9 protein-coding genes are annotated in these 12788 nt (G+C 35.9%); all 9 read left to right on the top strand.

What is annotated here, in order from left to right; genetic code table 11:
• The first annotated feature begins 24 nt into the window (after positions 1-24).
• The gene (locus IE051_RS15150; RefSeq protein ID WP_189362172.1) at positions 25-1422 is read left to right on the top strand and encodes an alpha/beta hydrolase family protein; all 1398 of its coding nucleotides are present in this window, start codon (positions 25-27) and stop codon (positions 1420-1422) included.
• Between the two features lie 125 nt (positions 1423-1547).
• Positions 1548-2654: an MBL fold metallo-hydrolase gene (locus IE051_RS15145; RefSeq protein WP_189362170.1), complete on the top strand. Its 1107-nt coding sequence runs from the start codon at positions 1548-1550 to the stop codon at positions 2652-2654.
• A gap of 133 nt (positions 2655-2787) precedes the next feature.
• Entirely contained in the window at positions 2788-3684 is an 897-nt protein-coding gene (locus IE051_RS15140; RefSeq protein WP_189362167.1) for a hypothetical protein, read from the top strand.
• 169 nt (positions 3685-3853) lie between these two features.
• Positions 3854-5539: a gamma-glutamyltransferase gene (gene ggt, locus IE051_RS15135; RefSeq protein WP_189362165.1), complete on the top strand. Its 1686-nt coding sequence runs from the start codon at positions 3854-3856 to the stop codon at positions 5537-5539.
• A 120-nt stretch (positions 5540-5659) separates the two neighbouring features.
• Positions 5660-7090, top strand: coding sequence for an amidohydrolase family protein (locus IE051_RS15130; RefSeq protein ID WP_189362163.1), 1431 nt, complete (start codon positions 5660-5662; stop codon positions 7088-7090).
• Positions 7091-7333: 243 nt separating this feature from the next.
• Positions 7334-7801 carry a Dps family protein gene (locus IE051_RS15125; protein WP_189362160.1) on the top strand — a complete coding sequence of 156 codons (468 nt, stop codon included), beginning with the start codon at positions 7334-7336 and terminating at the stop codon, positions 7799-7801.
• 336 nt (positions 7802-8137) lie between these two features.
• Positions 8138-9556 carry a clostripain-related cysteine peptidase gene (locus IE051_RS15120; protein WP_189362158.1) on the top strand — a complete coding sequence of 473 codons (1419 nt, stop codon included), beginning with the start codon at positions 8138-8140 and terminating at the stop codon, positions 9554-9556.
• A gap of 71 nt (positions 9557-9627) precedes the next feature.
• Complete coding sequence (locus IE051_RS15115) at positions 9628-10803, top strand: DmpA family aminopeptidase (RefSeq protein WP_189362156.1); 1176 nt, start codon at positions 9628-9630, stop codon at positions 10801-10803.
• Positions 10804-11386: 583 nt separating this feature from the next.
• A complete protein-coding gene (locus IE051_RS15110; RefSeq protein WP_189362154.1) occupies positions 11387-12775 on the top strand; it encodes a TolC family protein in 1389 nt (462 codons plus the stop codon).
• Positions 12776-12788: the final 13 nt, after the last annotated feature.

Here is a 12788-nt window from a genome sequence, read left to right as displayed (position 1 = left end):
AGTACACCACTTAATTAAGCCTCGATGATAAAACTGACATTTAACATTATTATTGCCTTAATAGCCTTATCTGGCTATGGGCAAGATATAACGGGACAATGGAACGGCATTCTAAAAGTTCAAGGCATACAATTAAGATTAGTCATTAATATCACTGAAACCGATAGTGGATATGAATCTACCCTAGACAGCCCGGATCAAGGCGCTAAGAATATTCCGGTTACGCTAACCAGCTTTGAAGATTCAATGCTACACTTTGAAGTATCGGCATTAAAGTTATCTTATTCGGGAAGCCTGAACAATGATGGTATAATACAGGGCACTTTTAAGCAAATGGGGCAAACCTTACCTCTTAATTTTTCAAAAGAAGCCGTTGAAAAAGAAAAGCTTATTAGACCTCAGCACCCAACAAAACCTTACCCCTATTATTCCGAAGAAGTGACTTTTATAAATCCTATCGATTCCATTTCACTTTCAGGAACCTTAACCTTACCTACTAAGACAGAGAAATACCCCGTGGTTGTATTGATAACAGGCAGTGGCCCTCAGAATAGAGATGAGGAAATATTAGGTCATAAACCTTTTTTGGTTATAGCCGATCATTTAACAAAAAAAGGCATTGGGGTTCTACGATTTGATGATAGAGGAACAGCCAAATCTACAGGTGATTTTAAATCGGCAACAACAAAAGATTTCGCTACTGATGTTCTAAGCGCCATAACATTCCTAAAAACGCGCCATGATATCGATTATAAAAACATTGGTTTAATAGGTCATAGTGCAGGTGGTTTAATTGCGCCAATGATAGCTTCAGAATCTGAAGACATAGCCTTTATTGTGCTATTAGCAGGTCCTGGTATTTCTGGTTACGACATCCTTTTGCAACAAACGGCATTAATTGCTCGAGCCAATGGCGCAGATGAATCTAAATTACAAAAGGAAATAGCCTTACTTCAAGGCGAACTTGATATTATAGTAAAAGGCAATAATTTGGATGAAATAAAACTTGAATTAAGACATTTTTTGCAAAAAGAATTAAAGAATCAACCTGAGCTTGTACCTGAAGGCATAAATATTGATCAATATATAAGCGGATCTATTGACAAATTAGTAACACCTTGGTTCCAATACTTTTTGAAATATGATCCTGCAACTAGCTTGGTTAAAGTGCGCTGTCCTGTGCTTGCTATAAATGGCGAAAAAGATTTACAAGTCCCATCAAAAGTCAATCTAAATGCCATTAAAAAACATTTAAAACAAGGAGGAAACCATGATTTTAAGACGAAAGAACTCGCTAATTTAAATCATCTTTTTCAGGAATGCGTTACGGGTTCACCAAATGAATACGCTCAAATTGAGCAAACTTTTTCTCCTAAGGCTTTATTAGAAATTTCTGATTGGATAGCAACCAAGGTAAAATAACGACAATACCATGTGTATATTTAGGCATAATACCAATAGAATACAATCAATATTGATTAATACTCATCCCTTTAAATTGTCTCAAATTAGACAACCTTATGTTTATAAAAATAATAAAACGCACCATGACCATAATATTAATTATAATAGGACTTCTCGTGATATCCTATCTATTATTTACTAATTTTTATCCAAATTTTGGGGGAGACATAGCAAATGAACAAAAAGAAGTATATCAAAAATCAAAGCAATACAAGGATGGAAAATTTCATAATACAAAGCCTGTACCCAAGGATTTAAGTTTTCCCGAAACTTTAAAATTGGCTTATACCTTTTTCACTACGAATGTCCCGAATGGAAGACCAAAAGAAGATTTAAAAACAAAAAAGGTAGACTCTATAAACATTGCCAATTACCAGGGTGAAGCCCGAATGTTTTGGTTTGGTCATTCCTCATTTTTATTACAAATGGATAGCAAAACCATTTTATTAGACCCTATGCTTGGAAAAGTGGCTGCACCTCATCCCCTTTTAGGGGCTAATAGATTTAATAAAGAGTTTCCGTTAGCCATTGAAAAACTGCCAGCCATTGATGCTGTTATTTTTTCTCACGATCACTACGATCACTTGGACTATGGTACAATTTTAAAAATAAAAGATAAAACAAAACACTTTTATGTCCCCTTAGGTTTAGGTACCCATTTGAAAAAATGGGGTGTACATCCGGATAAGATTACAGAATTAGACTGGTGGCAAAACACAGTCTTAGACGGTTTAAATTTAATTTGTACCCCAGCGCAACATTTTTCGGGAAGAAAATTTAATACGAGTCAAAGTACCTTATGGTGCTCTTGGGTCATCAAGTCCAAAACTGAAAATATTTATTTTAGTGGTGATAGCGGTTATGCCACGCATTTTAAAGAAATAGGAGAACAATATGGTCCTTTTGATTTGGCACTTATGGAATGTGGCCAATACAATCAAATGTGGTCTGACATTCATATGATGCCCGAAGAAACAGCACAGGCTGGCTTAGACGTTAAAGCAAAAAAAATAATGCCCATCCATTGGGCTGGATTTAAACTGGCTTTGCACGCATGGACAGACCCAATTAATCGCGTACAGGCAAAAGCACAAGAACTAAACATAACGCTTATTACCCCAAAATTAGGAGAAGAAATCATTGTAAAAGACACCACAAACAATTACCCAAAATGGTGGGAAAAATACTAGTTCAAAGCCATTACCCATTATTTCTACTTTTCTATTGTGCCTTTTAAATTAGTTCTAATAATTAGCTATCTTTAAAGAAACCAATAACCTCGTATTATCCTATATCAAGGGGTAAGTACAGTTTAATTAAGGCATGAAATTAACTAAAGTCAACTACTTAAAAGCAAGGGATTTTATACTGGCCAATGCCCGAATGATAGAAAGGCGTTTGTTTCAATTTTATTTTGAAAATGATAATGCGGAAGGCGTTTACCATGCTGTTTACGCTTACAGGAATCAAGACGGAGGTTTTGGGCATGGCATGGAACCGGATACTGCCTCACCAGAAAGCCAACCTCTTTTTAGTATAATGGCCCTAGAAACGCTCGATGACGTTGGGTATTTAACCAAGGAAATCATACGCGATGACTTTATGCCTTATTTTGAAAGTATTACAACTGAAAAAGGCGGAATTCCATGGATGCTGAAGCCAAAAAGTAACTACCCTTGCGAAGCGCATTTTAAAACCGTTAAAGAAAGAAGCGCTCTAAGTACTACAGCTCCTTTATTAGGCATTTTAGAAAAATACAAGATGGATTTGCCTTGGATGATAAAAGCAGAACAATTTGTTTGGGGAGAATTTGATAGAATAAAGGATAAGCATGTTTTTTGTTATTTGTGTGTACCACGGTGGTTGATGTTTTTAAAACACACTAAAAATCAAAAAACGGCAATAAAAACCATCAACAATTTAAAACATGCCATTGGAAACCAAGGAATAATTTGCGATGATAAATCAGATGAAGGTTGGGGGCTTTACGGAAAACCACACCGTTTAAATTACGCTACAAATTCCAATAGCGTATGCTCTTCATTATTTTCTAGCGAGGATATTGAGTCGGACTTAACAGCACTAATCAGCAAACAAAAAGATGATGGTAGATGGGATACTTGGTATGGCATAAGTGAGGGAACAAAACTAGAATGGGCGGGAATTCAAACCCTATGGGCTTTGGAAGTCCTAAAAAACTATGGAAAAATAGAAAATTGAATACAATCATGTGTCCAATGATTTTCATGGTCTGTACCTAACAAGATAAGTCTCATAGGCACGGCCATTGTTTCTGTTACCTTAATTAGTTACTTTTGAATAGGTTATAAATTAAAACTAATGACACACCTCCAAACATAGTTTTAACAGACATCAACTCTTAATTTTTATGAAACACATTCTATTTATCTACGTTATCCTCTTTTCTTTTTCCCTTCAAGCACAAGACCGCCTAGTCGGTAAATCATTCGCAACCCGCTCTGAAGTCATCGCTAAAAATGGCATGGTAGCTACCAGCCACCCTTTGGCCACACAAGTAGGTCTGAACATTTTACAACAAGGCGGTAATGCTATAGACGCGGCAATTGCTGCTAATGCTGCTTTGGGTTTAATGGAACCCACAGGTAACGGCATAGGTGGTGATCTATTCGCCATTGTTTGGGATGCTAAAACACAGCAATTGTATGGACTCAATGCCAGTGGTAGATCGCCTAAAAGTTTAACTTTAGAGTATTTTCAAAAGAAAAACATGGATAAAATACCATCCTACGGACCGCTACCTGTTAGCGTACCTGGAGCAGTAGACGGCTGGTTTGAACTTTCTAAAAAGTTTGGAACAATGAACATGGCCGATATCTTACAACCAGCTATCAGCTATGCAGAAGAAGGATTTCCATTAACTCAACTTATAGCGTATTATCTAGGCTCCGTCAATCGGTTTGAGGCGCAAGGATTTGACAACATCAAAGCTACTTATATCGATCAAAATGGAGGAAAACTACCTAAGGAAGGTGAGCTCTATAAAAATCCGTTTCTTGCAAACACCTACAAATCTATTGCTAAGGGAGGTCGTGATGCTTTTTACAAAGGAGAAATGGCAAAAACGATTACTAGTTTTGTACAGGAAAAAGGGGGATTTCTATCTATGGAAGATTTGGCTAGTCATCAATCGGAATGGGTAGAACCCGTTTCTATCAATTATAGAGGTTATGATGTGTGGGAACTTCCTCCTAACGGACAAGGCATAGCAGCATTACAAATGCTTCAAATTTTAGAAACCTATGATTTTTCAAAAATAAAATTCGGTAGTGAAGAGCACCTACACCTTTTTACAGAAGTAAAAAAAATTGCCTTTGAAGATCGTGCAAAATACTATGCCGATATGGACTTTGCCAATGTACCTGTTGAGGAACTTCTCTCAGATGCCTATGCCAAAAAGCGCAAGGAAGAGATCACTGATCGCGCTGGAAGTTACAGTGCGGGTGTTATTAGTGCAGGTGAAACCATTTATATGACCACAGCTGATAAACATGGTAATATGGTCTCACTTATTCAGAGTAATTATAGAGGAATGGGATCTGGTATGGTGCCACCAAAACTGGGATTCATGCTCCAAGACCGCGGTGAACTATTTTCTTTAGTAGAAGGACAAGCCAATACTTATGAACCAGGAAAAAGACCTTTTCATACTATTATACCAGCTTTCATTACCAAAGATGGTAAACCTTGGGTGAGTTTTGGGGTTATGGGAGGCGACTTCCAACCACAAGGACATGCACAGATTGTAATGAATTTGATTGACTTTGGCATGAATATGCAAGAGGCTGGTGATGCCCCGCGTTGGGAACATCGAGGCTCATCATCACCCACAGGCGAGGAAGCCAATGGAACAGGTGAAGTGTATTTAGAATCTGGGATTCCATTTGAGACCATTCGTGGTTTGCTTTCTAGAAGGCACAAAGTCATGTATGGAGGTTATTTTGGGGGCTATCAAGGCATCATGTGGGATGGTAAGAATAAAGTGTATAGAGGTGCATCCGAAAGCAGAAAAGATGGACAAGCCGCAGGATATTAATAATACTTAGATATAAAATCATAATCCAATGTGTATCGTTGAGGTGTATCAACTCCTAAGTCTAAAAACATAACCATTTAACAAAGAGTCCTTTTACTAATCGCTATTACAACAACATAAATGAAAATACTGAAAAAAATTTTAAAATTTATCCTCGCACTCCTTGGCTTGATTTGTATTGCGGTACTTATTATACTTTGGGTTGACGCCTTAGGCACAGATTACCTAAACATTTCAAAAAATGATCCAAAAGCAAACAACTCTTATGTCATCACTAATGCCAATATCATACCTATGAATCAAGACACCGTTTTAGTAAATAAAATGGTGTACATAAAGGACGGTATTATTAATAATATAGCAGACACGATGGCCATCAAAGGCGTGCAAGTTTTTGATGCAAAACATAAGTTCCTTACACCAGGGTTAATTGATATGCACGTGCATGTATGGGACCGATATGAACTTGGACTTTACCTGTCAAATGGTGTTACTACTGTTAGAAATTTATGGGGCATGCCCATGCATTTGAGAATTAAAGAAGATATTATCAATGAACAAATACTTTCCCCAACTTTCATAACTACAGGGCCTAAACTAACCGGTACAGTTTTTATTGGAGACGATAATGTAAACCTAACAAATGTTGCTGAGGCTAAAGAGAAGATTATTGGCTACAAAAACAGAGGTTATGATTTAATTAAAACCTATTACGGATTGGATAAAGATTTATTTGATGCTGTGATTGAACAAGCCAAAATTTCTGAAATGGATATCGTGGCACACCCTTCTCAAAAAGTCCCTTTTTCATACCATTTAAACCCTCAAATAAAATCTATAGAACATGCTGAAGAAATAGTTCAGCAACCTTTAAAGTTTGACCTAGATACTACAAAATTGCAGACCATCATCAATGCGATTTCAAAATCTAAACACACCCGTTATAGCCCAACGCTTACCGTATTTAATAATATCTATCAAATGATGCTCAATGATAGTATTCTAGATTCTGAATCAATGGGATATATAAACCCCCTTATCAAAAAAGTAGATAGTAATAAACAATTTGACCGTTGGTTCAATGCCAAACAAAACGATACAGCCGTTGTTGGTAACATAAAAAACCAACATGATTTTCATTCTATCATTGTACAAAAACTTCATGAAGCAGGTGTCGATATCATATGTGGAACAGATGCTGGTATTGGTGTTACGCTACCTGGTTTTGCCATTCATAACGAGCTAAATTTTTATAAAGAAGCAGGTCTTTCTAATTACGAAGTCTTAAAAACAGCTACAGTAAACGCATCTAAAACCCATGAGATAATGACGGCCATGGGAACTATTGAACCTGGTAAAATTGCCAATTTATTAGTAGTTGAAAAAAACCCACTTCTCAATCTGGCAACATTAAAAAAACCCACCTACGTTTTTATCAATGGCAGAAAACTAAACCGCAAAACTTTAGACGGTTTTAATGAAAAGGCCATACAGAGACAAAACCTAATGGCAACGGCAATTAGGTATTTAGAACACCTAATCATTGAATAAACTAACATTTATAATCGCAGGAGCCAAATAATAAGACTTACTTGCAGATTCTAGTCCATATGCCTTGAATTGAAACAAAAGGAGAATGACGTGTTGTGCCTTAAATTTTAACCATAATTTAAGCTGTTTCAATGGCGTTTGCATACACTTCGAACAAATAATACTTGTCCTGCTTTGAAAAAAAGAGTAATTTAAAAACTCGAAACATCATTAATAACAGTAACGTTAAAAAAAATAATTAAAATGAAAAATTTAATAGGTATCGATAAGACAAAAGCAGAAGAACTAAGCGGAAAATTAAACCAATTATTAGCAGACTATCAAGTCTTCTATCAAAACCTTAGGGGGCTTCACTGGAATATAAAAGGAAAAGAGTTTTTTGAATTGCACGTCAAATTTGAAGAATTCTATGATGACGCCGTAATTAAAATTGATGAAATTGCAGAACGAATTTTAACACTTGAAGGCGTGCCATTCCATACCTTCTCAGATTACATAAATAGTTCCAACATTGCAGAAGAAAAAGGAGTCTCAAATGGTATTGAAGGTGTAAACATCGTTGTAAAAAATCTTTCTTCCATAATTGCCCTTGAAAGAGACATTTTAAGCCTGTCAGGAGACGCCGAAGATGAAGGAACGGTTAGTTTAATGAGTGATTACATATCACAAACTGAAAAAACATTATGGATGCTAAATTCCTACCTGCAATAAAGGCTAGAATTTCGCTTTAAAAAATGGTAAGTTAACAAGCAATGAACATTAAGACATTCTTCTAATGGTAAGCACTGCCATCAAGGATCAGATATTCGCTTTATGACAGCCTATGGTAATGTCTTAAAGCGATATACTGTACTTGGCGTTTCTACAAAAGGCGTTTTAGATGAAAATCTAAAACTTGTTAAAAAAATTACTGAACTGATTTTAAAGAACGTTATTTCATTTTAATTAAGTAACTTTCTAACTAAAATTAGGCAGGGTTCACTTTTCTACTATCTTATAACAACAGTTTAGACGGCCTAGGAAATTCATTGTGCTAATTAGGAAAATATGAAATATCGGTGGGCCATACTCTTAATAACTTGTTTGGTAAATCATGCTTTTTCACAAAAAGCAAAAAACTGGACCATTATTTATTTTGCTGCAGGTTCTAATTCATCTGAAATAGATTTGTTAAATGATATTGAGGAAATGAAACGCGGTAAAAAATCAAAGGACTATAATGTAATAACGCTTATAGACCGAATTGATGGAAATTCTGAGGACTCAATAGCATTAGGCGAAAATTTTAGGGATACTAGGTTGTATCAAATTGAACACAATACCTATAAACAACTAAGCGGTCAAGAATTCTTTCCGGAAATAGGAATCCATAAATCCTATGAAGCGAATATGGCAGACGCCGCAACTTTAAAAAAATTCATAGCATATTGTAAAAAGTATTATCCTGCTCAATATTACATGCTCATATTAAGATCACACGGAAACGGTGTAGGCATGTGCCCTGATGCAGAGGATGGTAACGAAGATCACTTGTATCCGGCCGAAATTACAAATGTACTGTCCAAAAATGAATCCGTTGATATTTTGGGTTTGGACGTATGTTCTATGGCCGGAATAGAAAACTTATACCAATGGAGACCCGAGAATAGCTCATTTTCTTCAAACTTTGTCATTGCTTCAGCACCGCTTTCTGGCGCTTGGGCTTACGACCATATCCTAGAACGAATCACCAATAATGCCGGTGATGACCTTGTACTTGATTCTAATTATTTTGACGGTGGTAAAGAAACCATTTTGAACCCTAAAACCATGACACCCTTGGATTTCTCTAAATTAATATTTGAAGAAATCTATGACAATCAGCAATGGGCCTCTTGGGGTTTATTTGACAACACTAAAGTATCTGAACTAAAAATAGCAATTGATGAAGCCTCTAAATTTCTTGCGTATGAAGACAAGACCAGTCTAATCAACATAATAGATAATACCTTAGGCTATTATCACAGAACAACTGACAATATAGAAATGGCGCAATTGACATTTCCCTATCTTGACGCATACCATTTCTGGGACCAAATACGCACTACGACATCTTTTAGTTCAGCTACTAGAGTTAAGGCAACAACTGTTTGTGGTTTGCTAGATAAATATGTCATTCATTCCTATTATGGGCAGGGCTATTTACCAGAAACAACCCATTTTGTTGAAGGTAAAAGCGGCATCTATCAGATAATTCCGAAGGGAAATAGGATATTTTCCCAAACAAAGAATTCATTTTGGAGTCATTGTGGTTGGTTCCATCCTGATGACAAATCGGCTAATCAAAATTCTTATGGGCAATATGATTGGTGCATTAATGGCGCAACAAGGGCGAATAATCAGGTTGATAATTTCTATGAATTGTTAGATTGTCTTTTTGACGAAACCAATACTGAAAGTGGTGGAGTCAATAATTATAATTGGTAAAATTTAAACAATTCCGCATAAAACTAAAAAATAGCCTACATTACAATAAAAGCTAAATAACACCTAATGCTATGACTAAAATATTGACATTCTTTATAATAATACTCATTGGTTTTCAATCATATGGACAAAAACCGAGAGCAAGAGATTTAGGAGTTCCTTTTGTTGGTAAGCCGGGGGCATTTAATTCTATTACTGATGTGGCCGGTGTTGAAGTTGGCTATAGCACCATTATTTCTGGAACCGGTACAAATGTGGTAGGCAAAGGACCTGTTAGAACAGGGGTTACAGCAATATTCCCACGAGGAAAAGCTAAAAAGTTCAGCCCTGTTTATGCCAATTGGTACAGCCTTAATGGTAATGGAGAAATGACTGGCACTACTTGGGTAACAGAATCGGGTTTTTTGGAGACCCCAATTATGATAACCAATACAAATAGTGTTGGCGAAGTACGGCAGGCCGTGCTTAAATGGTATGTTGATACAGACTGGTACAATGGAGAAGACTGGTGGTATACCTATCCTGTAGTTGCAGAAACATACGATGGTTTTTTAAATGATATTTACGGGTTTCATGTTAAGGAAAAACACGTTTTAGAAGCCATTTCAAATGCTTCTAACGGACCCATTGCAGAAGGTAATGTTGGTGGCGGAACAGGCATGATGTGTTTGGGTTTTAAAGGGGGTACCGGAACCGCTTCAAGAGTCTTTAAAATCAAAGATTCTACATACTCCTTAGGCGCTATAGTACAATCAAATTTTGGAGCCAAAAGAAATTTATCAATCGCAGGTGTTCCTGTAGGTATTGCCTTAAAAGACACCTTGGGTTATGAATATAAAGCTCCCCCTAAATCAAGACGCCAAGAGGGAGACGGCTCGATAATTGTCGTCGTTGCCACAGATGTTCCCCTATTACCTCATCAACTAAAAAGAATTGCTCAAAGAATTCCATTGGGTATAGGTATCGTTGGTGGAAGAGGAAGCAACGGGTCTGGAGATATCTTTTTGGCATTTTCTACGGCTAATGAACAGGCTTTTAATCGCGATAAAAAGACCACAGTAGAAAGCATGTCCAATGATTTACTCATGCCTGTTTTTGAAGCCACAGTGCAAGTTGTTGAAGAAGCCATTATAAATGCGATGGTAGCCGCCGAAACTATGGAAGGCATCAATGGCAATAAGGCCTATGCCCTACCACATGATTTACTTATTGAAACGCTAAAAAAATATAATCGGATACAAGATTAACCGCTATAGATTGAGAAGTGGTTTGCAACATCTACTACATACTGATAAACTTTCTTGTAATTTAACGGTTTAAAACATGATACTGAAAAGGTCATACAGCCAGAGTACAATACCTTTAAATTTCTAATAATTCTAAACAATGAACTTCTCATTATTTGCTATCTTAGTGCAAACCTAATGTTGTCTTATTCAATTTATTAAACTAATATGGATGACACCATTGGGACAAAACTGATCGATTAGAAAAAATTAGCTATGAAAAACATAATTAAATCAATCTCCAGTTTAGAGATTCTTGACTCCAGAGGAAGCCCTAGGTTTCCTGCTTAAATCAATTTAACTGATGGTACAAAATCTATGGCCCCATTAGGATATACTATAGTTTGGAAAGTTTAAGACAGCACCCAAAGACTTGCCTCAATTGTCAAGAAAAGGCTCTAAAAACGACCATTTTGCTATGGAAAGTGCTTATAACTAGTAGTAAGGTGGTTTCCTTTGAAATACGTTAATAAGAGACTTACGCTGTAAAAAACTAATCATATTTAGCACACATTAACTATTAACCGTCTATGCATTTAGTTTTATGAAAAAAACATTTTTTTTTGGTTGCTTCAGTTTACTCTTTCTAGGAGCGTTAATGGCTCAGAATAATTTAAGTGATATTGAATTAGATCTTATTAATCGAAGTATAGAAAAGAGTTATGCTTTAAAAAAATCCATCCATGAACTTTCCATTGATAGTTTAGAAAAGAAAACGATCCGTCAAAACTTTATACCAACTTTAGAACTTGATGCCAAATATGGTTATGGATCCAGTAGAATAAATGTAGATGTACCCACCGTTCAACTACCAATAACGGGCATTGAGTTATTTGAAGGGGAGACCAGATTTGATGCTCAGGGTCAGGTTTTTAATACCAGTTTAACAGCCAAAGCCTTGCTCTTTTCTGGATTGCAAGTTAATTATGGCTCTAAAGCAACAGAAGAAAAAATTAAGGCCAAAAACTTCATGCTTCATGCGGAAAAATCTGAAATCATAAAGGATGTGATTGAAACGTTTGATAAAATTGAATTGTTGAAAAACTCGGAGGTAGTTATTACAAAAAGTGAAGAACGATTAGCCAAAGAAAAGGAACGCGTTAAAACTGCGATTAAAAATGGACTGGCCATTCCTTATGATAGAAATAAAATTACCGCTGCCGAATTTAATTTGGCCTCGAAAAAGGTTGAATTATATGGTAACCTTAGCTTATTATATTTAAAACTTTCTATGATGACCGATGTAAGCATAGAAACACTAGAACAATATAGTTTTGAATTGCAACCGTGGAAACTTCAAATACATAATAATACATTTAATGATCGGCCAGAACTAAAAGCCTTAGACGCTTCAGTGAATGCTTATGATTATAAAGTAAAAATGAATCGAAATTCTATTTTACCTAAACTTCAGGCTGTGGCTTCGGTTTCATATTCCAATTTATTTAATGCCAATTTACAAACGCCTTATTCTTTGCCGGGGGGCGAAAATGTAAACTTAGAACTCAATAAATTTGAACTGTACCCTTCCTATTTTTTAGGTGTTGGCATGCAATGGGATATATTTAGTGGATTAAAACATTCTAATGAAACTCGATCCGCTCAAATTGAAAAAAGTATTGCTGAAGAAGAAAAGAATGATGTCAGAGAAAAGCTTTCACTCTTTGCAAAAAAAATGCAGGTTGATTTTGAGGTAAAAAACCAGCAATTATTCTATAAAGAACAAGAGATGATTGTTGCTGAAAACAGCCTAAATATTGCCATTAAAAGTTATCATCAAGGATTAATTTCCATATCAGATCTTCTAGAAACAGAAACAGAATACCAAACGGCTTCACTAAACTATTATACATTTATAGTACAGCAAAGAATGGCCGCCTTAGATTTATTAATTTCAACAGGATCCTTACATATAGAACATTTAAACCATTAGAACCTTAAGCTAT

It is taken from the genome of Algibacter mikhailovii (genome assembly GCF_014651495.1).
Classification (GTDB): Bacteria; Bacteroidota; Bacteroidia; order Flavobacteriales; family Flavobacteriaceae; genus Algibacter_E; species Algibacter_E mikhailovii.
This window is presented reverse-complemented; position numbering and strand designations above follow the sequence as displayed.

Coding starts and splice junctions, on each gene's coding strand:
- IE051_RS15120 (WP_189362158.1), top strand. CDS start 8,138: ATGAAATATCGGTGGGCCATACTCTTAATAACTTGTTTGGTAAATCAT.
- IE051_RS15115 (WP_189362156.1), top strand. CDS start 9,628: ATGACTAAAATATTGACATTCTTTATAATAATACTCATTGGTTTTCAA.
- ggt (WP_189362165.1), top strand. CDS start 3,854: ATGAAACACATTCTATTTATCTACGTTATCCTCTTTTCTTTTTCCCTT.
- IE051_RS15140 (WP_189362167.1), top strand. CDS start 2,788: ATGAAATTAACTAAAGTCAACTACTTAAAAGCAAGGGATTTTATACTG.
- IE051_RS15150 (WP_189362172.1), top strand. CDS start 25: ATGATAAAACTGACATTTAACATTATTATTGCCTTAATAGCCTTATCT.
- IE051_RS15130 (WP_189362163.1), top strand. CDS start 5,660: ATGAAAATACTGAAAAAAATTTTAAAATTTATCCTCGCACTCCTTGGC.
- IE051_RS15110 (WP_189362154.1), top strand. CDS start 11,387: ATGAAAAAAACATTTTTTTTTGGTTGCTTCAGTTTACTCTTTCTAGGA.
- IE051_RS15145 (WP_189362170.1), top strand. CDS start 1,548: ATGACCATAATATTAATTATAATAGGACTTCTCGTGATATCCTATCTA.
- IE051_RS15125 (WP_189362160.1), top strand. CDS start 7,334: ATGAAAAATTTAATAGGTATCGATAAGACAAAAGCAGAAGAACTAAGC.